This window comes from Marinobacter suaedae, assembly GCF_030519635.1.
Classification (GTDB): Bacteria; Pseudomonadota; Gammaproteobacteria; order Pseudomonadales; family Oleiphilaceae; genus Marinobacter; species Marinobacter suaedae.
Window position 1 is genome coordinate 571,546 of sequence record NZ_JAUMIS010000001.1, and the last position, 21,867, is coordinate 593,412.

Consider the following 21,867-nt stretch of genomic DNA (forward strand, 5'->3'; position numbering starts at 1 on the left):
TATGGCCCTGGTTTTCTGAGGACGGAGGCACCCCGACCAGTGCTCAGGTGCCATCAAGCCACCGATTGCTCGAACTCCTGCGCCGAAAGCTGCCATTCCTCTCCTTCATAATAGGCCTTAACCCGGGGATTCATAACCCGGAACCAGAGCGGGGGTATCAAGGCCAGAACATACATGCCCGCGTAACCGGTCGGCAGCTGAGGGGAACCATCGTAATGCCGCAACACCTGATAGCGACGAGTCGGAAAGGCATGGTGATCGGAATGACGCTGCAGGTGGAACAATCCCAGGTTGGTAATCAGGTAGTTGCTGTTCCATGAATGGGCGGGTGTGGTGCGTTCGTAACGCCCGTTCGGCAGTTTCCGCCGATGCAGGCCGTAGTGCTCGATATAATTGATGATTTCCAGGGTGGTGAAGCTCATCCAGCTCACCCCAAGGTAAAACACCAGACCAGCCCAACCGAAGATCAGCAAGGCCGCCACGGCAAACCCAACGCTAACCGCGTTCCACCAGATCAGCTCATTGCGCCAATGCAAAGCCGGCAGCCCCAGTGTTTTCAGCCGCTTGGCCTCCAGCTTCCAGGCGTTCCGTACGTTGCCCAGATAAGCGCGCGGCAGGAAATGGTAGAGGCTCTGACCGAAGCGAGCAGAGGAGGCGTCGTCCGGCGTGGAGACCGTGACGTGATGCCCCCGGACATGCTCCACTTTGAAGCCGGCATAGCATACGGAAGCGTAGAGGAGGCCACCAGCCCAGTTCTCCAGCCTGCTGCGGCGGTGAATCAGTTCATGCCCGACGTTAATGGACAAAATGGCGCTGATAATGCCGCATGACAGAATCCAGCCAATCTGCCCGGCCAACGAAAACTGCTCCGTGGTCACGAGGACCCAGGCGCCGAAAGCCAGCACGGCCAGCTGGGTAGGCACCGCCAAGAGCGTGAGCAGCGAGTACCAACGCTGCCCAGCCAGGCGTTCAACCTCATCCTCCTGAGGGTTCGAGGAGTCCTTGCCCACCAGATGATCGACCACCGGGATAATCCCGAAGATGACGAACAGGGGCCACCAGGCGTACAGATTCCAGTTTCCATTCTCCTGCATCATCTGCCAGGCGTTATAGGGCAACATCGCGACGAAAAACACGAGCAGGAACATGACTTTCTTGAAGGCAATCATTACCCGAGGCGGTATCCGTTCAAACATGGCGGTCTCCCTTTTTCACGCCAAACCGGTTATTTCGCCTACTGTGCGACGGTTCCTGAATCTGTGCAGGTCAACAATTGACAGTTGGCTGTCATTTTCAGACACTGATCAGATAATCAACAAGAATATGAACACATGAAATCGGGTATCCCCCACACACCAACCTCGACTCGATACGTTCACCTCCTCTGTGAACAACTGGAGCGAGATAACCTGTCAACAGCCAGGTTATTGGCCGGTACAGGGCTGCACCCTGAAGACCTGCGGGTATCTAACGGGTGGGTCAGCCATCACGCACTGGATCGCTTTCTGGGCAACGTTGAACAGCTTGCCAACGAGCCACTACCGGGCGTCCGACTGGGACATCACCTGAACGTAAGTGCTCACGGTGCCGCCGGCTATGCGGGCCTGACGGCAGCAAACGCTGAACAAGCCATTGCGGTAGCGGTTCGTTTCTTTCCATTAATCACCGCTCTGGCGGTTCTGCGGCTTGAACGCCGGGGCGACCGATCCTGTCTGTTCATCTCCCCGGCAACGGGCATTTCAGAGCGGACGGAAAAGTTCGTGGTGCACACCCTTCTCGCCAGTTTCGATGTGATGGGGAGTTTTCTGGTGGGTAATCTGGGCTTACATGCGAGCCTGGTATTCCCCGAAGAACCAGCCCTGAAACAGCGGCTTGGCCCCTCGGTTGAAAAGATCGAGTTTGGGCAAGCGCAACATTACCTGTCACTGCCAACGGAGAAACTCGCCATTCCCTTTGCCCTGGCCGATCAGGCAGCACACAGCCAGGCACTGGCCCAATGTCAGGAAGACATGGAACAACTGCAGCGACACAGGGGATTGGCGGGACTGGTGATGCAACGACTGCAGAACGGTGGGCCCGCGCTGCCCAGCCAGCAAAGCATTGCAGCCGATCTGGGCATGTCCTCAAGGACACTGCACCGCCGGTTGCTAAAGGATGGCATTAGCTTTCGGGAACTGGTGCTGCGCGAGCGTATGGATAGGGCCAGGCACTACCTGGCCCATGAACAACTCAGCGTGACCGAAACGGCCTACCGGCTGGGTTATCAGGACTCCGCAAACTTCACCCGCGCGTTTCGGCAGGCGACCGGGCAAACCCCTACGCAGTATGCAAAATCTGGTCAGCCGGGAACTGCTCCATCAACTCCCGGACATCGGCAATAAACTGGTCGACGCGCTCGTGGGTCGTCGCCCAGGAACACATCAGGCGCGCCGCCCCACCGATAAAGTTGTAGAACCGCCAGCCCCTGGCGCGCAGGGCTTCCTGAACCGGCTCCGGCATCTCCACGAAAAGACCGTTCGCCTGGCGGGGGTATCGGAAGGCAACTCCCGGGATATCTTTCAAACCGTTAGCGAGCCGCGCGGCACAAGCGTTGGCATGGCGGGCATTATCCAGCCAGGTGTCGTTCTCCAGCAGGCCGCACCAGGGGGCAGAAATGTAGCGCATCTTGGACGCCAACTGGCCTGCCTGCTTGCAGCGCCATTCAAAGTCCTCCGCCAGCGACCGGTTGAAGAAAACCACCGCTTCTCCCATCGCCAGGCCATTCTTGGTGCCGGAGAAACACAGAACATCCACACCGGCCTTCCAGGTGATGTCCGCCGGGTGCACATCCAGCGCTGCAACGGCGTTGGCAAAACGCGCCCCATCCATGTGGATATTCAGCCGGTGCTTATCCGCAACGGATTTGATCACCTTCAGCTCTTCCGGGGTGTAGATGGTGCCTACCTCGGTGGCCTGGGTCAGGCTCAGGGCTTTTGGTTTGGGGTAGTGAATATCCGTGCGCTTGGTCACCAGGTGCTCAATGCTCTCGGGCGTCAGTTTACCCTCGGGACCCTGCCCCAGGAGCAGCTTGGATCCGTTCGACGCGAACTCCGGGCCACCGCATTCGTCGGTTTCAATGTGCGCCAACTCGTGACAGATGACGCTGTGGAAAGACTGGCCGATGGACGCCAGCGACAGAGAATTCGCGGCAGTTCCGTTAAACACGAAATAGACTTCGCAGTCGGTATCAAACAATGCCCGCAACGAGTCCGCCGCGCGCAGCGTCCAGCTGTCTTCACCGTAGGCCGGCTCAGGCTTTGCGTTGGCGGCCTCCATCGCCTTCCATGCCTGTGGACAAACTCCGCTGTAATTATCACTGGCGAACTGCTCGAACTGGGACACGACGTGGCTCCTCGTTAGTATAAAAAAGAACCGGATTCTCCAGCCTTGGCTAACAGCCGTCAATTACCAGAAAAGCCGAGAACTCTGGGCCTGGATACCTGCAACTTCAAAATAGTCGCTGTAACAGGAGCTTGCCTGCACCCAGTGTAATAACAATATTTCGACCACAGCCCGATAGATACATGCCTTATACTCGCAAAGACCCAAGACACTACACGCAGGACGCTGTGTCCATGAGCAGACCCCGCCAATCAAGTCTTACCAAGCGCCTGTTTCCGGCCTTCTTTGGCCTCGTTGCTCTGGTCGGCGCCTATCTTCTTATGCAAAACGGCCTGAGCCAGCTGGCTGAAGCCCGCCAGATGGAACGCCTGCCCTACACCCCCCTGGCAGGCGTGACCCGGGGGGCCTATATGGTGAGCGGGCAAGTGGAGGACGCAGGCAGTACGGTAAAAACGCCCTACACCGGAACACCTGCGGTGTATTTCCGCTATGCGCTTGAAGAGGAATACTGGGACAGCGACGGTGATCGGCGCACCCGAACTCTGGACTCGGGACAACAAGCCGTTCCGTTTCTGATGCGCGACAACACCAACAGTATCACTATCACACCGGATTCTGCGAGCGATATCCAATGGCGAATCAAACGCTCCTTCCAGCGCCGGGAAGGGGATCGGATCTACTCGGAATGGGCCCTTTCTCCGGGCGATACGGTCAATGTGCTCGGGCGATATGACAGCGCCAATCAGCAGTTGGTATTTTCCAGTCTTGAGCCCTTCAACCTGTCGCCACAAATATCCAGCCGCCCCTTTGACATCGCAGGAGGTGACCGGCTGTTAGACGTCGCCATAAGGGTTTCGGCCGCGACCGGGTTACTCGCGCTGGGCGTGGCGCTTTTGCTGACCTTCGCAAGGGTACACCGGTTCTGGGTATTCGTTGTGACAATGCTCGTTGCCGTGACGGGCACGCTCTCGGTGATGGGTGCAGCCAAGCTCAGCAAAGAATGGTCGTCGGTCACCACGCTGTATCAGGCACGTCAACAAGGTGCCCAAGCCGCCCCCGACAACCTGCCCGCCCGGGCGGATGTGGCCGCGCTTAAACAGTTGATTCAACGAAACACCAGTGGCTGGCTCGACAACTGGATGTACCAACGAACAACCGCATCTTCGTCTACAGAAGTCGCGCTCGATGCCGCAACACAGGCGCTCACGCAACAACTGGTCCAATCAAAGCCCCAGACCCGTTATCAGCACACCTGGATTGGCTGGGGACTCAGCGTGGCCGCTGCAGTGGCAGCCCTACTCTTGCTTATTGCCGCCATACGAAAGGTCAAATTCAAGCGTCTGATCGAAGCGGTGCCAAACAGCAGCACGGCGGGACTGAGTTATGGCTTGGCGGAAGTAGAAGGAGCCGTCACCCCCCACGAGACATTTGGCACGTTAACCGCCCCTCTCAGAAACGAACCCTGCGTGGCCTTCAACTACCGGATTGAAGAGAACCGGGGCTCGGATAAAGACAACCAGTGGCGGACCATCGAACATCAGCACGAACACCTTCCATTCTGGCTTGAGGACACCTACGGACGGGCCCTGATTGATCCGGATGGGGCCAAGATCGCCTTTCCCGAACGACACTCGGAAACACGGGGCAACCAGCGTCACACGGTGCGCCTGCTTCCTCCCGGCTCCCGTTTGTTTTGCCTCGGTTTTGCCGGCCTGAGTCACGAACACCCCGAGCGTCTCACCCTGCAGGCAGACAAAGACAGCCCTTTCCTGCTCAGCGCAAAAACCGAAGCAGAGATCGTCGAAAGCAGCGGCTCCAAAGGTTTCCTGATCACCGCGGTTGCCCTGGCACTAGCGCTGTTCTCCGCCACCTCCCTGCTGGCCGCCGATGGCAACTTCAGCCCGGGCAATCTGCTCGCGGCAGCGGTGGTGGTGCCCGCAATGCTCTGCCTCTATCTGGGCATCCTGCATTACAACGACATGATTTTTCTGAAAAGGCGCGTGGACCGTGCCGAAGCCAATATCGACACTATTTTGCAGCAGCGTTATGACCTGTGGCCAAGCCTCGAAACAGCAGTGAAGGCTTTGCTGGCTCACGAAAAGCATCTGCAGAAAACGTTGGCCAGTTTGAGAGCCGCCAATCCATCGGATCTGGCGGGGACTCAGCAAACCGGTAATCGACTGGCGAGGGAGAAACAGTTTACTGCCGCGCTGCAGGCCCGGATCGAAGATTATCCGGACCTGAAGAGCCACCCCGTGGTCAGCCGTTTCATGGACATCATGGCAGAGACGGAAAACTACCTGGCCCTGCTGCGCAACAGCCAGACGGACAGCGCAACCCTTTACAATACCCGGATTCAGTCGTTTCCTGACCTTATCCTTGCCAGGCTGTTCGGGTTTCGGGAGGTTTCGCCGCTGGGGAAAACAACCGACTCAGCCTGACAGCCCCAGATGCTCTGCGTCTTTCTCGATACAGCGATCAAGCAGGGCAAGATACTCTGCCTTGGTCTTGACCTTGGTTTCACTGTGGGCTCGCATATTCAGCTGCTTGAACTGCTGTGCCAGTTCGTTGGCACGAGTCATCAGGTCCGATGCAGGTACCACTTCGTCCAGGAATCCGGCGGCAACGGCTCCTTCCGGGCTGTAGATCTCCGCATTCACCACCGAACGATAGAAATGGGCCGGCGCCAGGCGATGACGGGCGATCTCAATACCGGCGTGGTGCATGGTCATACCGATAGCCACTTCGTTCAGACCCAGCTTGAACGGCCCTTCGGTGCCGATGCGGTAATCCACAGACAGCAGAACAAACGCCCCCTTGGCAATGGCATGTCCATTACAGGCAGCAATCACCGGCAGTGGGAAAGCGGCCAGGCGGCGAGTAAAGGTCGAGCCAACAGTCACCAGTGCGGTCGCCGCTTCCGGCCCTTTCTGCATTTCTTTGAGGTCGTAGCCTCCGGAAAAAATTCCGGCCTGCCCCGTCAGGATCACGACGGCTTTGTCCTGCTCGGCACGGTCCAGTGCGCCATTAAGGGCTTCAAACACTTCATGGCTCAACGCATTCGCCTTGCCATTTGAAATAGTGACAGTGGCCACACCATCGTTCAGTTCATAGGTTACAAGCTCGCTCACCAGCCGCTCCTTATTCTGTTGTTCGGTTAAACCGGACGAACTGTGCCAGCTTCCTGAGCCTGAGACCATACTTTGTGCAGACTGGGGATAAAACAAAACAGAATTTTGCCCACAAAAACTGTGGATAACTCTGTGAGCACCGGCGGGAAAGGAGGGACGAAGCGCCTGTTATCAAGCCTCCGCCCAAAGTGACTGGAAAACAACCAGGTCAGAAAGCGATCGAAAACTGGTTGTCACCCTATGAAGAGAAACGGGTGGGCTAGTCGAGCTTCTCCATGGCAGACAATGAGATCGGGACTATCCTCTGAATCAGGCCACATTCGCCAGCACAGAGGTCAGCCATGGTTCTCGATCTGCCCAAATTACCCGAACTAAAAATCGACACGGACCACCGGGTGCCCGCAGCCTGGGACTTCGATACCAGTGTTAGTCTGGTGCTACTGGTTCCTGAATCTGACCGCAAAGCCTTGCTGAGGGCTCCGTGGGGAGATTTCCTGACCCTTCGGCTGACGGATTTCCCCACGTCCACCAACCCAGTTTTCCTGAGTGGCCCCAGGGGCCACCGCACAGCAATCCTGTTTGTCCCGGACACGAAAACGACCTTCAGCTACGCCACACTGGCCCGTAAAGCTCTCGGCCCACTGATGAAGGAACGTGCCATCACCGTCAATGTGATTTCGCTGTTCGCCGACGTCGAAAAAGTCAGCACCATGGCCGATGCTCTGGTCGCCTCAGGCATGGCTCATCTGTTTCAGCTTCCAAGAATGACCGGCAAGGCAGCGGATCCCGTGGCACTGCGGGCGATGAACTTCTATGGCAATTTCGATGACGCCGACTTTTCCACAACCAGAGCAACGGCCGAAGGCAACAACCTGGCTCGCTGGCTCACCCAGTTGCCCGGCAACTACCTGACTCCCGGGCTCTACCAGCAATACGCGGAAACGCTTGCAACAAGAGAAGGTTGGGCCAGCCGGTTTTATGGCATCGACGAACTCAAAGAACTGGGCGCCGGCGCGTTTCTCTCGGTGGTTCAGGCAAGCCCCACACCGGACGCCGGCATCCTGCACCTGCAGTACCGACCACCCGGAGTTGATGCCCCCCCTCTGGCGCTGGCCGGAAAGGGTGTCTGCTTCGATACCGGTGGCAGCGACCTGAAAGTGAGTGGTCACATGCGTGGCATGAACGGCGACATGCAGGGCAGCGCGGTGGCACTGGGCACCCTGCTCGCGTTGACCAGGCTGAAATTTCCCCACCCGGTCGACTGCTGGCTGGCTCTGGCAGAAAATCACATTGGTCCAAAGGCCGCCAAGAGCAATGATGTGGTCACGGCCATGAACGGCACCACGATCGAAATCGTAAACACCGATGCCGAGGGCCGCATGGTTCTGGCCGATACGCTTGCCCTCGCCTCCCGATCAAAGCCCAGGGCCATGCTGGATTATGCGACCCTGACTGGCTCCTGCGTTTCCGCTCTGGGACAACGGATCGCAGGTGGCTTCACCAACCGTCGAACCTGGCTTGAGCCCATAATTGAGGCCGGAGAGCGCTGTGGCGAGAGGGTCTGGCCATTTCCGTTCGAGCGCGATTATGACGAAGACCTTGAGTCCGACCTTGCCGATACCTTGCAATGCCGGGTGGAGGGAGCGGGCGACCATATCTACGCCGCGCGTTTCTTAAGTAAGTTCGTGGACGACAACATCGGTTGGCTGCATGTCGATATTGCCCCTACAGGTACTCACAAAGGCGGTCTGGGCGTTATTCCCACTGAGGTTCAGGGATTTGGGGTTCGTTTTGGTGTGGAGTGGCTCCAGCGGATTGCTGAGTCATAAGCAAATGTTACTTTCCCACAAAAACTGTGGATAACGTTGTGAGCACAGGCTTGAAAGGCGTCTCCTGCCCCCGTCATTCAAGCCCTCACCAAGAGTGGCGATATTTTGATCGTGCAGGCGCTTATGTATTGTTCGGTGCGCTATCGTTGCTCGCCTGTCGAACTGACGAATCTTTTCGGCGCTGACTGCAAGCGACCTGAAAATCAGAGAACCATCTAAAAACAAGCCTTAAACCAGACCTATTAATCTGAAAGAAACTTATCCAGAGCAAACCTTCTGCCCGCACCATGTTGGCGCGGCCACTTACACACATAATCTGTGGATAACTTTGTGAGCACGGCTTTGAAAGGTGCTCTCTTGCCCTGTAAATCAAGCCTTCCCACACTGTGGCGATATTTTGATCGCCGAATTGCCTATACGCGCCCGTCTGGTGAAGCTTTCATTCGGCAAAACTAGTGGGGTGATTATCAATCGATACGCTTATCATGTCCTGCCGTCCGAAAAAACCTGCAATACCAGAGCGATAATAGAAATTATATAGGAAACTCGGGGCAGAGATTATCCCCCTCGCTCAAACTCTGCCACAGCCTCGAGATATTCCCTCAGAAAGACGTTAATGAGCACGGCTCCGTAGCTGACGACCAAGATAAAAACCGCCATTCCTGCACCAAAAATAAACGTTGCAACTAGATGCCCCAAGTTACTTGATTTTTCTGGATCCAGAAAACCGCTGATGGCGGTACCAACGAGTATGACGAAAGCACCCCAGCGTATGGCCTTTAGCTTTGTCTCGGTGGGGATAGATAGACTTCTCCGGAACATGGTCGTTGTAATAGCGGTTACGAACAGGAGGCCGAGCATGACATTACCAATGATGCCCTCAAATACACCCCAGCCATCAATGCTGTTTGATCCGATCTCACTGGCCTCTGTACTGACAACAACTGAGCGACCCTCTCTCATCGGGGCCAATTCATCGACGCCGAGATCAATCAACGCCTCAAACACGGTCCGAGTGATGTCACTGGAGTACAAATCCAGAACCATCAAACCAAAGACACTCCAGCCAACCATGGAAAAGACAGTCACCGAATGTGCTACGTATTGAAGAACGAATCGCAACACAAACCTTTCAGAGGGAGAACTCGGAACCCTTAAATCGATACTAGCCAAAATACTCCACCATCCATTCGCATAGTTTCTTCACACTGACCTCAGCAAGTGCAATGCCCTGAAAGTTATCCCCAACCTCTTCCTCGATGGTGATGAACTGGTAAAGCAGTACGCCCGGCTGTTCGTCGTGCAGGATCAGGGTAATGCGGCGACGGGTTCGCAGGCAGTCAATGGTGATGACATCCGCCGGGATGCCTGAATTACGCATACCACGGCGCACTTCCACCACCGGGTTAATATGCTCATGGGCAGCCTGAATGCTGGCATGAGCGTCGCTGACCATATCGGACAGGGACTTGAGAGGATCTTCAGACATTGGACTGGCCTTTATTGGAATTGTCAGGATGCCGGCTGAACCACCCCGGACTGGGGCATCAGACAATTCATCATATTGATCGACAGGTCTCGGAACATCTTTTCGGAGGCAATGATCTCAGGGAAACGGTCGTAGACGGCCCGGCGACAGGATGAGGTTCTACTTTCACTTTGCTCGACACACGCCTCCCGCGCATCGGAGCTTTCCGTGGTTTGTTCGCACAGCGATGGGATCTGATCGACCACATAATCCACAACCACGCCGCGCTCGGCAGGATTGGCCGGGAGGTTCTGAAAACGGCTCGCATCCAGCGGTTCAGACGGCGACTGAGATTGTTCCCACAGAACAAACGCAAGGGCAGCGGTGACCAGAATGATCGTGACTTTGGGGAATTTCATGGAATAGCTTCCGTAGCTGGCAATGGCCCGAGATCATATCGGTTCATGCACCATGACTCAAAAGCGGCCTCACAACCGTACCAGCTCGTCGTCCTCGTATTCCCGGTCCGCACCGAGCACCATCCGGGCTTCATCATCCCTGCGCTTGAGCAAGCCCGGCAAGCCCTGGTTTTCCCAAAGTCGCTTCATCGCTTTGATTTCATCCGCTATCGCTTTGTAATCCTGCTCCGCCACCCAGGCTTGAATCGCCTTCATTTCGCGCCGGTGACTCCCGGACATCCTGGTTCCCCGGTTATACACCAGCGACAAAAGCGCGGCCTGGGCATCGGGAAAAAGCTTCTCAACCCCGGGGTAGGCCCTCGCCGTGTTTTTCGCGTAGCGGGGCAAGGTGCACTGATAAAAAACCTGCTCCGCCGCATCCAGGGGGATATCCAGATCACCGAGATTCTTTACAACGGATTTCGCAGAACTGCCTTTCAGTCCGCAAACCACAAGCAACTGTTCCAGGGTCGCGTCACCAATCATGCCTGCCCAATCGTTGCGGACCTGGTTGGCCGTGTTGTATCCAAGGTCATAACCAATACCGATGGTCACGCCAGACTGGCCACCGGGATGCACCGGCGAGCAAAGAAACTTCCGGTAATAAGCCTCCGAGCTGATTTCATGCTTGACCAGAAACTTCAGTCCCTTTTGCGTGACGATCAGGGATTCACCGGCTTCCGGATCGACCGCCATGGACGGGCCGAACAACCGGTTTTCAAGGGCAGTCAGTGTTTCCACGCCGATCACGCCGTCCGGGGTAATCCCCAGGTGCCGCTGGATACGCTGAATACGAGGTTTCAGGTGCGCTGCCATGGGTGCCCTCCCCGAGGTTTGTTGTTCAAGATCTGATCAGCCATTCATTTGCAGAATTCCCGACGCTGTCCAATACTCCGGTGTTAATTGAAGCAGCGGATCAGGCCGTACTGTCGTTTCAGCTCACATCAAAAGGCCGGCCGCTCATGAAACCACTCCGCTTCGTTAACCTGACCGTGCTCCCCCCGATTTTCGGCGCACTCATGATGTCCTCCCATGCCATGGCCGAAGACGTTGAAAGCGAGGCCTTTCCTGACAAAGTCATGCTTCAGGTGGGTGCATTTTCGGTGTTTGATTCCGCCACAAGCCTCACCGCCAACGGCGTAAAAACAGGCCTGGGCACTACCATCGACTTCGAGCGGGACCTGGACGGAGACACCAGAATCACCACTCCGTTTTTCGACGCGTACTATCGCTTCAACGACCGACATCGTATCGAATTAGGGGCCTTTCAACTGGACCGGAAAGGCAGCCAGACCATCACCCGCGAAATCAAATTCCTCGACCGCACGTTCAGCGCCACGGCCCAGGTAAACAGCCGAATCAAAAATAACTTCTATAAGATTGCCTATGCCTACAGTTTTTACCATCTGGACAAAGTGGAACTGGCCATCTCAGCAGGCTTCAACGTCCTTGATTACGAAGCGGAACTGAAGGGTTCGGGCAACCGTGTTGCCGAAACAGCATCAACGACTGCCCCTATGCCGATTTTCGGTTTTCGAATGGACTATGCCGTTACACCGCGCTTGACCACTCGAGTTCGGATGGACAGTTTCTACTTCGATTTCCAGGATGAGATTCGTGGTTCCCTTCTGGAACTGCAAATCGGTGCGGAGTACCGGATGCTGGACAACTTCTCCATCGGAGGTTCCCTGTCCCGGCTCGCCATAGACGTTGACGTGAACGACGACGACCTGAATGGCACCGTGAAAGACCTGTATCGGGGAGCCCGGCTCTACGGCGCGTTCTTTTTCTGAGTTTTCAGTACGCTCTTTTCCCCTCAAGGTGGCGGTTCGGTCTCAGGAGCCCCCGTCAGGTCCTGCCGTTTCATCAACTCGAAGCCGCCCTGTAGCAAAACTGACCGGAGCTTCGGGTCCGTCTGCTGCACTACGCCCATGGCAAAAGCCGTCATGGCGGATTCCATTGGGTGTTCACGGATAATGGCCCGCACCGAATCGACGGACAGTCCACCTCTGTCACCGCTCGCTTTTTTGGTCTTCGAAGACGATCGTGGTGCGATCAATCCCCAGAAGAACAACACCAGAATCAACCCACAACTTCCGCCCACAATCGCCATAGCTTCGGTGTTACCCACCAGCGGCGTGAGCGCCTGTACTGAAGCCTGAACAAGCAGGTAGAAGGAGGTGATCAGGAGAGCGCACAGAAGAATGACAGCAACGATCAGCCCGACAACCCCCGCAATGATTTTTCGAACGGCATTCTTGAGTACCGTGGAGTCGATCATGGGACTAACGATCGAGCAACTTGCCAACCAGAACGCCAATCAGAAACATAATGATGACGCTCAGCAATGGCCGCTCTTCAATCTTCCGTTCTACGTCGTGAATGGCTTTGTCACCGGCGTTCTTGGCACGGTCAACGGCCTCGTTCCCTTTCTGCCGAACCTGATCAAAAGCCGCCTGGCTTTCCCGTCGGATTTCGTCGCGCAGACTGCTGATATTGCCTTTCTGTTCTTCCGTCACCGCTCTCGTGAGTTTCGCCAGATCATCGCGAAGCTGTTGTAAATCCTGCTTTACCTGACTGTATTCGTCCTGACCGGATTTCGCTTCCATTTGCCTGCCTCCCCTTGAACCCGTTAACTGCCAATGAGGTACAGCCAAACCGGGAGCCATGAACCGCCTGCGGCTCAACCAGTCACCATCATCGAATCAGCGTAGCACACCGCCGGAAAACCGAAGGCTCATCGCCCTTCCCAACAATCCACCGGATGGGCAAATAGCCACTAGACTCACTAACGGCACGGGCAATTTCCGGGGTACTTGCGCTCATGAGATCAAGCGGACGTCCAAATGAGGACGACAGGGAAAAAACGGACGCGAAAGGGACGAACCCGCCTCTGCTGGACGCTGTTAACATTCGCAGTGTCGCGCTGCTCGTTGTGGCCTGCGTGGTCACCCTGTATTTCATTGAGTGGGCGAAAGCAGTACTGCTTCCGTTGGTGCTGGCAATACTGATCAGCTTTACCCTGGACCCGCTGGTGGCGGGCCTCCGGCGGCTCAGAATTCCCCGGCCTCTCGGCGCCGCCATCATTCTGTCTTTACTGGTCAGCGTGGTCGGGGTTGCTGGCGTGCCTCTCAAAAACGAAGCCATCACCATGCTGGACCGTATCCCGGCGGCTTTCGACAAGTTTCAGCGCAAACAACTGAACACCCCGGATGAAGAAAGCATTGTCGAGAAAGCCCAGAAAGTCGCCAAGGAGATCGAGGACACGGCATCGAGCGACACGGAGCAATCCGAGGGTCCTCCAACGGGCGTCACCCGGGTCCAGGAAGTGGAGAAGCCGTTCGACATCCAGCAGTATGTCATCGAGAGCACGCCGGCGGCGCTGGTGCTGGTCTCCCAGCTCTTTTCGGTGCTGTTCCTGGTGTATTTTCTGCTGGCTGCAGGGTCAATCTACCAGCGCAAGATCGTCAAACTCGCCGGCCCGTCCATCGCCCGAATGCGCAAAGCGGCCAGGATCATGGCCGATGTCCACCGCCAGGTGCGTCGGTTCCTCTTTGTGACGGTACTCAGTGGCCTGCTTGTTGGCGTCGTCACCTGGCTCGCGTTTCTGGCAGTGGATCTGGATCAGGCCGCACTGTGGGGTGTGCTTGCAGGGGTAGCCAGCGCCATTCCGTACCTGGGCCCCTTCCTGGTGCTGATTGGCTCGGGGCTTGCCGCGTTTGTGCAGTTTGGCGAACTGAATATGGCGGTCCTTGTCGGCGGGCTGTCGCTGGTCATCAGCAGCGTACAGGGCTATCTGCTGACGCCGTGGCTGACCAGTTTCATCACCAGTCTGAATGCGGTTACGATTTTTGTCGGGCTGTTGTTCTGGGGATGGTTATGGGGTCCGGTGGGCCTCATTGTTGCCACACCGATTTTGATGATCACCAAGTCCATTTGCGATCACGTTTCCAACTTGCGGGGCCTGGGAGAAATTCTCGGAAAATAGCATCACCTTCGCTGACAACTGGGTGAAAATCAGCTCAACTTAAGGTGAGCGACGCCTCAACAAATCCGAAATCAGGGGCTGAAAGCCCAAAACACACGGAACCTATGTGAAGAAGCTACTCCTGACCAGCATCATTGCCTTGATACTTGCGGTCTGTATCAGCCTGGCCATCAGGCCGGTGCCCATCGAACAGCGGCTGATCCAGGTTCACGCCAGCGATGTGCTGGAGGACTTTCCGGCGCTGGAGGAACAGCCCATCGAAGTTCAGGCCTTTCTGCTGGACATGGCCAATGACCGATTGCTGCTGTTGAAGGCGGAAGCCGCACTCATGCGTTATCCCGAGATGGCCCACCAGCTGTTCCCGCTCTATGGCTCGGAACCGGAGTTCCAGAACATCCTGAGACGCTACGGGGAACATGCCCTGCCCCCGATTCAGTACTTTGCGAGCCACCCGATTCGCTCGATTGAATGGATGCGAAACGCGGCCGAACAGTACGACGCGATCAAGCGATTCTTTTACGGGGAAGCCGATACCGAAGCCGCTGCGCCCAGCGAACAACTGACGCCAACAGAGCGAGGCTGGTACGCGGTGAACTTCATCCAGAGCGAGGGGCATGATTTTATCGGTCAGTTTAACGTCGACGCCCAGGGCAAGACCCACTGGATCGTGACCGAGCGGGTTCTGGAAGGGCTGAACCAGTTTTTCACCAGTGGCATTAGGGATCTGGAAATCAAGTACCGGGCGGATGAACCCATTTCTGCCGGTGATATCGGTTGGGCATCGGTGGATGTGCTGCTGTTCGCCAGCGCCACCAAAGTGCTTCGGCTGGGCCGTGCAGCCACGGTGACCACCCGCGGTGCCAGCCGGGGCACCCGTACTGCGGCCCTCGCCACCCGGGCAAGCCAAGGCGCGCGATGGGTGCTCAGCACTGCCCGATACGCCAAATGGCCAGCGATCATCGGGGCCGGGTATCTGGTGCTATCCCACCCCAGCATCATCAACGATCTGTTTGCGGAACTGGCGGAAGTTTTCAATGTGCCGGCCCTGGCATTTCAGATCGTCGGCTGGTTCCTGCTGCTACTACCCGCCATCTATCTGGCCCGATGGATGCTCTGGTTGCTTGGCCCCCTGCTCTCCGGAGCGCTCAGACTGACCCAACACTTGATCACTGTACTGAGCGGACGAAATCACCAAGCAGTGGCGGCTGAACCCAGGAAATGAAACCTGTGTGATGGCCTGATCATTCAAACACGTCATGCAACGCCAGTGCCGAGAAATCCGGTTCTACCCCCAGGCCGGGCCGATCACTCAGGCTCATCCGTCCACCCGCAACCTCCGGCGCACCTGTGGCCAGCTGTGACGTGTTGTAGTTATGCAGATCCGTGGTGTTCAGTAATGCCTGCGCTGGCGTGCTGGCTGCCAGGTGAGCGTAGGCAGCGGTCGCTATGCCGCTGCCCCAGGCATCTTCGATGGTCATGGGAATACCGGCATCCGCGCAGACATCCCGTATAACCCGTGATCGGGTCAGGCCACCAAACTTGCTGACCTTCAGAGCCATGGCATCCATGGCGTCATCCCGTATCGCCCGCTGAACATCCGCCAGCGAATTCAGCCCTTCATCCAGCTTGATGGGGTGCCGGGAGCGCCGTCGTACCGACAGGCATTCGTCATAACCGCGGCAAGGTTGCTCCAGGAAGACATCGATATCCTCGACCGCCCTGGAGAACCGCAGTGCCTGATCCCGACGCCACGCGGCGTTCACATCGCCAACCCAGAGTTCGTCCGGCTGTTTGAGGCGGCCAAGCCGTTGCATCAGCTCGATGTCCGCCTCAACCTCATGTCCCAGCTTGATCTGGATATGCCGAAAGCCCTCTGCACGGTATTGACGCAAGGAGGCCTCCATTTCCCCGGGTTCCGCCAGGGGCACGATCCGGTGCAACGGCATAGACGGGCTCAACAGGCCACCCAGCAAGGTGTACACCGGTAACCCGGCTGCCTTCCCCAGCAGATCCCAGCACGCGATATCAATCGCCGCCTTGGCAACCGAGTGACCGGTCAGCGCCTGATCCATTCGCTCGTTGATGCAGGCAACCTGCCGTGGATCTTGCCCAATGACGGTGGGGGCCAGTACCTCGAGACATGAGGGCAGCCCCTCCGAAAACGCTGCCATGTAATTCGGACCGCAGGGGCACACTTCCCCGTATCCCGCCAGACCGGTATCGGTCTCCAGGGCCACGACTGTCGTAGTGAACACCGTATGGGATCGCCCACCCGCGAACGCGTAGGCCTTGCCGGCGTATTCCAGCTCTGCTGTGTATACCGCCATGGACTCGACACGCATAGTTGGGGTCTCCTGAAAACCAAAATTCCATCTTCAGCATAGCGCGGACTTGGCAGGGGAAGGGAACCACCTTCACACGCGGGTCACATTCTCGGGAATTCCTGAATACAAGCTGGCAACCAGCTATCTGGCGTGTCGAGACACTGGAAGAAACGGCGTGATAATCCGGTGGCTTTCTGGCAGCGAGAGAAGCTGGTATCCACCTTCATCTGCCGATAGGTGTCCAGAAGATAGTCCGGACCATCATTGCTGTTGCTGTTTACGAGGCGGCTTTCAATTCGTGGATTGATCCATTGATGCGCCCTTCTCGTTGCTTGCTCACAATTGAGCGTTCCGACATCAGGCACATCCGGCTGGACCTCTGCGCACTCCGTTTTGCCGTTCTCGAACGTGCACTTCGCCTTCCAGGACATGCTTGTCTGCGTGTTTGAAGGTGCACGGCTGGTGGAATCTGTCCGGGTTAACCGGGTCTCTGATTTGGTGGATGCGCCGGGGGGCGTCACATCAACCACGTTGTCAGTCACCCTTGCCGATGGGCAAGGACGATCGGTAAACATCAACTCCCCGTCCTCTCCAACACACTTGTAAACCGCAGCCTGCGCTATTTCGGCTTCACCGAAACAGAGAACGAAAAGTACAACGGGTGCCAGCGAAGAGCGAGACAACGACTGCTTTCGAGCCACGGAAGGCGCGAAAAAAGAAATCAGGAAGCCAGTAACGATCACCTGAAGGGCGAAAACAAGATCCATTTGTTGTCCTCTATATCCGTAAAATCCATCTCTACTGCACTGTACTGTAAAGCAAAAAGTGAAACCCTCCCCCATCTGGACAAGTAAAACTTTGCAAAAAGCGAGAGTCGGGGCCGCGGTAAAACGCCTCGCAAGACGCCGACATAGACTAACTTGAGGTTATTAAGCTCAAACAACGTTCGGATCCAGAACAAACACTCATGTTCCCGCCCCACCCGATCACTGGATGAGCCACAAAAAAGGAGGGAAGCATGCACCGCATACAGCCCGCCAGACTGGGCTTCCTCTACCCCGGCCACGCGGCCGAAGATGACTTTCCCCTGATGGGTACCATGATCGAACCGCCAGCCGAGGTTCATCTGGTCCACACCGAGTTTCTGGAAGACGCCCACACGGTCGAAGCGCTGAGCGAAATGGGCAGCATGAGCCGGCTGTTACAGGGCGCAACGTCCCTCGAAGGCCTCGGCATCGAAGCGGTGATGTGGACATCCACCAGCGCGAGTTTCGTTCTGGGACTGGATGGAATCCGCCAGCAGATCGACGCTTTGGAAAAGCAGCTCGGGGTGCCGGCATCCACAACCGCCATGGCGTTTGCCCGGGCCGTGAAAGCGGTTGATGCCAAGCGCGTCGCCATCGCTGCCACCTACCCGGAAGATGTGGCGCTTCTGTTTTGCCAGTTCCTCAATCATTTCGATATCGACGTGGTTCACCATTCGAGCCGGGGAATTGTGACCGCCGCTGAGGTGGGAACTCTTGGGAAAGAGGACGTCATCGAACTCGCGTTCCAGAATACCCCCAGAGAGGTTGATGCCCTTCTTATTCCCGACACCTCCCTGCACTCTGTCGCCTGGCTGACGGAACTTGAAGAAATCACGGACACCACGGTGCTCACCGCCAATCAGGTGAGTTTCTGGGAAGCCCTTCGGTTATGCGGGAAACTGACACCACAGCCAAGGTTGGGTACATTGTTTGAAGAGATACCCTGAGCACCCAACAGGAAACCATGGAATTCACCTTTCTGGGTACATCCGCCGGTACGCCGACACGGTCGCGAAACGTGACGGGGCTGGCTTTGTGCCGGTCTGGCCCCAAGCCCTGGTATCTGGTGGACTGCGGTGAAGGCACCCAGCACCAGTTGCTGCGTACCCGCTACTCGGTGATGCAGCTACGGGCGATCTTCATTACCCATATTCACGGTGACCATACCTTCGGCCTGCCAGGTCTACTCACCAGCGCCTCCATGCTTGGCCGTACTGAACCGTTGGATATTATTGCCCCCACCCAGGTTCAGCGCCTGATCCATGCTGTAATCAACAACAGTGATTCCAGCCTCAGTTATTCCCTGAACTTTATTGACTCCGAAGCACCCGACTTTTACTGGCAGGACGACTATTTCAGCGTCACCAATGTGGCCCTGTCCCACCGCGTACCCTGTCGTGCCTACAAGTTCACCGAGCGCCATCTGGAGCGCCAGCTCCTTCAGGCAGAGTTGAGGCAGGACGGAATCGAGCCAGGACCGAGCTGGGGCGAATTGCAGAAAGGCAATGACGTGCTGCTCGATGACGGGCGGTTGATCAGAAGCGACGATTACACACACCTCCCCCGCACGGCACGCCGACTCATCGTCGCGGGCGACAACGACACCCCCGAACTGCTGGCAGAGGCCGCCAGGGACAGCCATGTGCTGGTCCACGAATCCACCTACACCCAGGAAGTGGCCGACCGGGTCGGCCCCTGGCCACAACACAGCTCAGCCGAACAGGTAGCCCGCTTTGCCCAGCAGGTAAAGCTGCCCAACCTGGTGCTCACCCACTTCAGTTCCCGTTACCAGTCCGGCCCGGTTGGCACGCCCCACATCAGCCAGGTAGCAGCCGAAGCCATGCAGCACTACCAGGGCAACCTGTTTCTTGCGCGTGATTTCGAGACTTATCGGCTGGAGAAGGATCTTTCCCTGGTGCCCTTAAGCAAAGGAACCTGATCCGCCCGAACGGGCTTAAAGCGGAGACCTGCGGGCAAATTCAGAAAGCGGTTTGCCTCACCGCAGGGTCATCAGTGCCGACGCAGCATTAAAAACACCACGACCGACAGCAGGATCAATGCTATCGAGGAGGGCTCAGCAATGGATACAGGCCCTACCTGCCCCCGAATCTCACCCGAGGGATGGGCTTCAGTATGCACGTTGACGTACAAGCTTCCGGTGTTCAGCGCATCGATAAAAAGGCTAAACGCCCCCGTCAAGGTTCCAACGAGGTCCGCCTCTTCCAGGGTGCCGGTTGCAAGTGGCCCATTCACCACACCACCGGGAACAGCAGACGCCAATACATTCGCGACTACGCCGCCGTTCTGGCCGGTCGGCGCCAGGTGCAGGTGTGCCGCAATCACGTCACTGAGGCCCGATACGTCAACCCGATAGTCCAACCGGGTCTGCGTAGCATCGAGTTCGAAACTGGCTACACCAGAAGCTTGCGTTTGTACCGGCGGCACTTCGTTTTCCCCGGCAAGGGTAGCTGTGTAGATGGCCGAGGCGTAGACCGACGCAACCGAAAAGACGAGCAGTAGGGCCGCAAACAGATACCTCAACAGCATCAGACCTCCTCCAACGAATGGACGAACCATTCTGGTTATCAACACACCAACTCTAGTCGCTCTCGATGAATCTTCCATGCTTCAGGAGGAAAGCCTTAGATCAATCTGATTGGCTCTTACCATCCGTCATTCCCTTTGATGACGGCCAGACTGGGCCACTGGCTGAGTCACAAAGCCGTGATGATGAGAAAAGCAGATGGATATGCCTTACGACAGCTACCCCCTATAGGTTGTTTTCCTTATAAAAAAAGCTGGTCATTCACAACCAACAGGGGTACAGTGGTCGCCGTTGGAAAGAGTTAGCAAAGCAGTTCACGAATAAGACGTTTGGCAGTAATAGTACCCGTCCTGTTTTTGATCCCGCGTGTTTCTTAGTTTCCGCACCCGGTTGCATGTCCGGCACAAGGCTGGTCTGCAATTCATTAAAAAATTGATTCAGGAATATCTAATATGTCTACTGTTACTGGCACCGTTAAGTTCTTCAACGAAACTAAAGGTTTTGGCTTCATCACTCGCGAAGGCGGCCCTGACGTATTCGTTCACTACAGCGCTATTCAAGGCGGCGGATTCAAGACCCTGGCTGAAGGCCAGCAGGTTGAGTTCACCGTAACTCAGGGCCAGAAAGGCCCTCAGGCGGAGAACGTTGTCGCTCTGTAATTCAGACGACTAACGTTTCGTAAAAAAGGCGGCTTCGGCTGCCTTTTTTTGTTCAAGCTTTCAGCAGTGAGCGGAAGAGAATGTTCCGTGATCCCTTCCCACCCAGGAACAGTCTCTGACAGTGCGGTTCCAGAACGCATCCCTGCCACCGAAAACGCCCAATTTGCAACTATTCGGATTGCCTGTTCGAGGACGTCCCAAGATGGAATAAGAACTTCCGTTGACTGAGTCCGCTCCTCATGTGATCGTCAAGAAATTACCCAAACTTATTTCATCAGAATCCAAGGAGTACTCGATGAGCCTTTCCCCCTTTCATCTGGCGATCCCCGTATACGATCTGGTAGCCGCCCGGCAGTTCTATAACGATGTCTTCGGGTTGGAGGAAGGCCGCTCCAGCGACCACTGGGTTGATTTCAATTTCTTCGGCCATCAACTGGTTATTCACGAGCATCCGAAGACAGCCTCCCAGAAAGCCGCGCACACTAACCCGGTCGACGGACACGATGTTCCTGTTCCCCACTTCGGCGTAATCCTCGAGTGGAAACAGTGGCAAGCGCTCGCAGAGCGTCTGAAATCACTGGGAACAAAGTTTGTGATCGAGCCCTATGTTCGCTTCGAAGGGCAGGTGGGGGAACAGGCAACGATGTTCTTGTTCGATCCCTGCGGTAACGCGCTTGAATTTAAGGCGTTCAAGGACATGAACGAGCTTTTCAGGAAGGACTGATCCGCTCATCCACGGCCTGCGAAGCAACTTATTGGCGGCGGAGCGCTCAAATTGTCAGTGTTTAGAATGGCGCCGGAACATAGGCTCCAGCTAGAAAGCCGGCCCGGACAGCACTTCCTGCAAATCCCGCTTCAGTTCCTCCGGCTCGGTGATCCAGAGCTCGATTTGCGCACCGGGAAACACCCCGATATCAATGCCATCCCGGGTTAATCCCGGTACCCATTTCTTGAAAAAGTCCGGCAGGGAAATCGCTTTTGGCGACAAATCCCCTGCCCCTTCTGCGTAATCGGCGGCAAACGCATCGCTGGGCCAGACCGGCAAATACGCCACGCGATCTTCTTCAGAGACAATCTTCAGAAACTGACTGGCCTCATTGACCAGAATCCAGATTTCCCGCTCTTCCGCCACTGCATCCAGAAAGTAGTCGTAGCGTTCTTCGCCATCCATGCCAAGCACGTGATCGGTCGGATTTTCACTCATGGTGACTTTGCTCCGCTAAGGCAGGCCTCGAACAGGCATGCCTGTATTTTGGTAAATGAGTTTGCCGGGTAATG

23 protein-coding genes are annotated in these 21,867 nt (G+C 56.4%); 10 read left to right on the forward strand and 13 right to left on the reverse strand.

The window, feature by feature from the left end:
* Positions 1–53: 53 nt before the first annotated feature.
* Positions 54–1,196 (reverse strand): alkane 1-monooxygenase, encoded by a 1,143-nt coding sequence (locus QVZ43_RS02590; RefSeq protein ID WP_302908750.1) that lies wholly within the window; start codon positions 1,194–1,196, stop codon positions 54–56.
* 135 nt (positions 1,197–1,331) lie between these two features.
* On the opposite strand from QVZ43_RS02590, the gene QVZ43_RS02595 reads away from it, so the two are divergent.
* On the forward strand, positions 1,332–2,381 hold the full coding sequence (locus QVZ43_RS02595) for an AraC family transcriptional regulator (protein WP_302908751.1): 1,050 nt from the start codon (positions 1,332–1,334) through the stop codon (positions 2,379–2,381).
* Here the strand turns inward: QVZ43_RS02595 and QVZ43_RS02600 are convergent.
* Positions 2,317–3,381, reverse strand: a complete 1,065-nt coding sequence (locus QVZ43_RS02600) for a threonine aldolase family protein (RefSeq protein WP_223794228.1) — start codon at positions 3,379–3,381, stop codon at positions 2,317–2,319. The genes QVZ43_RS02595 and QVZ43_RS02600 overlap by 65 nt on opposite strands.
* Positions 3,382–3,614: 233 nt before the next feature.
* On the opposite strand from QVZ43_RS02600, the gene QVZ43_RS02605 reads away from it, so the two are divergent.
* A complete protein-coding gene (locus QVZ43_RS02605) occupies positions 3,615–5,822 on the forward strand; it encodes a LemA family protein (protein WP_302908752.1) in 2,208 nt (735 codons plus the stop codon).
* Here QVZ43_RS02605 and QVZ43_RS02610 read toward each other — a convergent pair.
* Complete coding sequence (locus QVZ43_RS02610) at positions 5,814–6,512, reverse strand: crotonase/enoyl-CoA hydratase family protein (RefSeq protein ID WP_302908753.1); 699 nt, start codon at positions 6,510–6,512, stop codon at positions 5,814–5,816. The genes QVZ43_RS02605 and QVZ43_RS02610 overlap by 9 nt on opposite strands.
* Before the next feature lie 341 nt (positions 6,513–6,853).
* On the opposite strand from QVZ43_RS02610, the gene QVZ43_RS02615 reads away from it, so the two are divergent.
* Positions 6,854–8,341 (forward strand): M17 family metallopeptidase, encoded by a 1,488-nt coding sequence (locus QVZ43_RS02615; protein ID WP_302908754.1) that lies wholly within the window; start codon positions 6,854–6,856, stop codon positions 8,339–8,341.
* 558 nt (positions 8,342–8,899) lie between these two features.
* On the opposite strand, the gene QVZ43_RS02620 is transcribed toward QVZ43_RS02615, so the two are convergent.
* From QVZ43_RS02620 to QVZ43_RS02635, 4 genes are all read right to left on the reverse strand, one after another.
* Positions 8,900–9,514 carry a hypothetical protein gene (locus QVZ43_RS02620; protein ID WP_302908755.1) on the reverse strand — a complete coding sequence of 205 codons (615 nt, stop codon included), beginning with the start codon at positions 9,512–9,514 and terminating at the stop codon, positions 8,900–8,902.
* Positions 9,507–9,830 carry a hypothetical protein gene (locus QVZ43_RS02625; protein WP_302908756.1) on the reverse strand — a complete coding sequence of 108 codons (324 nt, stop codon included), beginning with the start codon at positions 9,828–9,830 and terminating at the stop codon, positions 9,507–9,509. The genes QVZ43_RS02620 and QVZ43_RS02625 overlap by 8 nt, the downstream gene beginning before the upstream one ends.
* Before the next feature lie 23 nt (positions 9,831–9,853).
* The gene (locus QVZ43_RS02630; RefSeq protein WP_302908757.1) at positions 9,854–10,228 is read right to left on the reverse strand and encodes a hypothetical protein; all 375 of its coding nucleotides are present in this window, start codon (positions 10,226–10,228) and stop codon (positions 9,854–9,856) included.
* A 69-nt stretch (positions 10,229–10,297) separates the two neighbouring features.
* Positions 10,298–11,083: a glycoside hydrolase family protein gene (locus QVZ43_RS02635; protein WP_302908758.1), complete on the reverse strand. Its 786-nt coding sequence runs from the start codon at positions 11,081–11,083 to the stop codon at positions 10,298–10,300.
* 146 nt (positions 11,084–11,229) lie between these two features.
* Between QVZ43_RS02635 and QVZ43_RS02640 the strand changes: the two genes are divergently transcribed.
* Positions 11,230–12,060 (forward strand): outer membrane beta-barrel protein, encoded by an 831-nt coding sequence (locus QVZ43_RS02640; protein WP_302908759.1) that lies wholly within the window; start codon positions 11,230–11,232, stop codon positions 12,058–12,060.
* Positions 12,061–12,083: 23 nt separating this feature from the next.
* On the opposite strand, the gene QVZ43_RS02645 is transcribed toward QVZ43_RS02640, so the two are convergent.
* Both QVZ43_RS02645 and QVZ43_RS02650 read right to left on the reverse strand, forming a co-directional pair.
* Positions 12,084–12,548, reverse strand: coding sequence for a hypothetical protein (locus QVZ43_RS02645; protein ID WP_302908760.1), 465 nt, complete (start codon positions 12,546–12,548; stop codon positions 12,084–12,086).
* Positions 12,549–12,552: 4 nt separating this feature from the next.
* Positions 12,553–12,876: an ElaB/YgaM/YqjD family protein gene (locus tag QVZ43_RS02650; protein WP_302908761.1), complete on the reverse strand. Its 324-nt coding sequence runs from the start codon at positions 12,874–12,876 to the stop codon at positions 12,553–12,555.
* A gap of 215 nt (positions 12,877–13,091) precedes the next feature.
* On the opposite strand from QVZ43_RS02650, the gene QVZ43_RS02655 reads away from it, so the two are divergent.
* Positions 13,092–14,255 carry an AI-2E family transporter gene (locus QVZ43_RS02655; RefSeq protein WP_302908762.1) on the forward strand — a complete coding sequence of 388 codons (1,164 nt, stop codon included), beginning with the start codon at positions 13,092–13,094 and terminating at the stop codon, positions 14,253–14,255.
* 106 nt (positions 14,256–14,361) lie between these two features.
* Positions 14,362–15,477, forward strand: a complete 1,116-nt coding sequence (locus QVZ43_RS02660) for a hypothetical protein (RefSeq protein ID WP_302908763.1) — start codon at positions 14,362–14,364, stop codon at positions 15,475–15,477.
* A gap of 19 nt (positions 15,478–15,496) precedes the next feature.
* Here the strand turns inward: QVZ43_RS02660 and QVZ43_RS02665 are convergent, their stop codons facing one another.
* Both QVZ43_RS02665 and QVZ43_RS02670 read right to left on the reverse strand, forming a co-directional pair.
* Positions 15,497–16,597 carry a mandelate racemase/muconate lactonizing enzyme family protein gene (locus QVZ43_RS02665; RefSeq protein ID WP_302908764.1) on the reverse strand — a complete coding sequence of 367 codons (1,101 nt, stop codon included), beginning with the start codon at positions 16,595–16,597 and terminating at the stop codon, positions 15,497–15,499.
* A gap of 83 nt (positions 16,598–16,680) precedes the next feature.
* Positions 16,681–17,346, reverse strand: coding sequence for a DUF4124 domain-containing protein (locus QVZ43_RS02670; protein ID WP_302908765.1), 666 nt, complete (start codon positions 17,344–17,346; stop codon positions 16,681–16,683).
* Positions 17,347–17,597: 251 nt separating this feature from the next.
* Here QVZ43_RS02670 and QVZ43_RS02675 point away from each other — a divergent pair, with 251 nt between their 5' ends.
* Both QVZ43_RS02675 and QVZ43_RS02680 read left to right on the forward strand, forming a co-directional pair.
* Positions 17,598–18,332: a maleate cis-trans isomerase family protein gene (locus QVZ43_RS02675; protein ID WP_302908766.1), complete on the forward strand. Its 735-nt coding sequence runs from the start codon at positions 17,598–17,600 to the stop codon at positions 18,330–18,332.
* A gap of 17 nt (positions 18,333–18,349) precedes the next feature.
* A complete protein-coding gene (locus QVZ43_RS02680; protein ID WP_302908767.1) occupies positions 18,350–19,324 on the forward strand; it encodes a ribonuclease Z in 975 nt (324 codons plus the stop codon).
* Positions 19,325–19,395: 71 nt separating this feature from the next.
* Here QVZ43_RS02680 and QVZ43_RS02685 read toward each other — a convergent pair whose 3' ends face one another.
* A complete protein-coding gene (locus QVZ43_RS02685; RefSeq protein ID WP_302908768.1) occupies positions 19,396–19,932 on the reverse strand; it encodes a CHRD domain-containing protein in 537 nt (178 codons plus the stop codon).
* A 450-nt stretch (positions 19,933–20,382) separates the two neighbouring features.
* Between QVZ43_RS02685 and QVZ43_RS02690 the strand changes: the two genes are divergently transcribed.
* Entirely contained in the window at positions 20,383–20,589 is a 207-nt protein-coding gene (locus QVZ43_RS02690; RefSeq protein WP_223794247.1) for a cold-shock protein, read from the forward strand.
* Positions 20,590–20,884: 295 nt separating this feature from the next.
* The gene (locus QVZ43_RS02695; protein WP_302908769.1) at positions 20,885–21,313 is read left to right on the forward strand and encodes a VOC family protein; all 429 of its coding nucleotides are present in this window, start codon (positions 20,885–20,887) and stop codon (positions 21,311–21,313) included.
* 90 nt (positions 21,314–21,403) lie between these two features.
* On the opposite strand, the gene QVZ43_RS02700 is transcribed toward QVZ43_RS02695, so the two are convergent.
* Complete coding sequence (locus tag QVZ43_RS02700; RefSeq protein ID WP_302908770.1) at positions 21,404–21,793, reverse strand: DUF2750 domain-containing protein; 390 nt, start codon at positions 21,791–21,793, stop codon at positions 21,404–21,406.
* Between the last annotated feature and the right edge of the window lie 74 nt (positions 21,794–21,867).

Bases quoted from the DNA above. Each gene is read 5' to 3' on its own strand.
- QVZ43_RS02605 (WP_302908752.1), top strand. From the start codon at position 3,615: ATGAGCAGACCCCGCCAATCAAGTCTTACCAAGCGCCTGTTTCCGGCC.
- QVZ43_RS02685 (WP_302908768.1), bottom strand. From the start codon at position 19,932: ATGCTGTTGAGGTATCTGTTTGCGGCCCTACTGCTCGTCTTTTCGGTT.
- QVZ43_RS02675 (WP_302908766.1), top strand. From the start codon at position 17,598: ATGCACCGCATACAGCCCGCCAGACTGGGCTTCCTCTACCCCGGCCAC.
- QVZ43_RS02680 (WP_302908767.1), top strand. From the start codon at position 18,350: ATGGAATTCACCTTTCTGGGTACATCCGCCGGTACGCCGACACGGTCG.
- QVZ43_RS02630 (WP_302908757.1), bottom strand. From the start codon at position 10,228: ATGAAATTCCCCAAAGTCACGATCATTCTGGTCACCGCTGCCCTTGCG.
- QVZ43_RS02650 (WP_302908761.1), bottom strand. From the start codon at position 12,876: ATGGAAGCGAAATCCGGTCAGGACGAATACAGTCAGGTAAAGCAGGAT.
- QVZ43_RS02690 (WP_223794247.1), top strand. From the start codon at position 20,383: ATGTCTACTGTTACTGGCACCGTTAAGTTCTTCAACGAAACTAAAGGT.
- QVZ43_RS02615 (WP_302908754.1), top strand. From the start codon at position 6,854: ATGGTTCTCGATCTGCCCAAATTACCCGAACTAAAAATCGACACGGAC.
- QVZ43_RS02645 (WP_302908760.1), bottom strand. From the start codon at position 12,548: ATGATCGACTCCACGGTACTCAAGAATGCCGTTCGAAAAATCATTGCG.
- QVZ43_RS02595 (WP_302908751.1), top strand. From the start codon at position 1,332: ATGAAATCGGGTATCCCCCACACACCAACCTCGACTCGATACGTTCAC.
- QVZ43_RS02700 (WP_302908770.1), bottom strand. From the start codon at position 21,793: ATGAGTGAAAATCCGACCGATCACGTGCTTGGCATGGATGGCGAAGAA.
- QVZ43_RS02590 (WP_302908750.1), bottom strand. From the start codon at position 1,196: ATGTTTGAACGGATACCGCCTCGGGTAATGATTGCCTTCAAGAAAGTC.
- QVZ43_RS02625 (WP_302908756.1), bottom strand. From the start codon at position 9,830: ATGTCTGAAGATCCTCTCAAGTCCCTGTCCGATATGGTCAGCGACGCT.
- QVZ43_RS02670 (WP_302908765.1), bottom strand. From the start codon at position 17,346: ATGGATCTTGTTTTCGCCCTTCAGGTGATCGTTACTGGCTTCCTGATT.
- QVZ43_RS02665 (WP_302908764.1), bottom strand. From the start codon at position 16,597: ATGCGTGTCGAGTCCATGGCGGTATACACAGCAGAGCTGGAATACGCC.
- QVZ43_RS02655 (WP_302908762.1), top strand. From the start codon at position 13,092: ATGAGATCAAGCGGACGTCCAAATGAGGACGACAGGGAAAAAACGGAC.
- QVZ43_RS02640 (WP_302908759.1), top strand. From the start codon at position 11,230: ATGAAACCACTCCGCTTCGTTAACCTGACCGTGCTCCCCCCGATTTTC.
- QVZ43_RS02635 (WP_302908758.1), bottom strand. From the start codon at position 11,083: ATGGCAGCGCACCTGAAACCTCGTATTCAGCGTATCCAGCGGCACCTG.
- QVZ43_RS02695 (WP_302908769.1), top strand. From the start codon at position 20,885: ATGAGCCTTTCCCCCTTTCATCTGGCGATCCCCGTATACGATCTGGTA.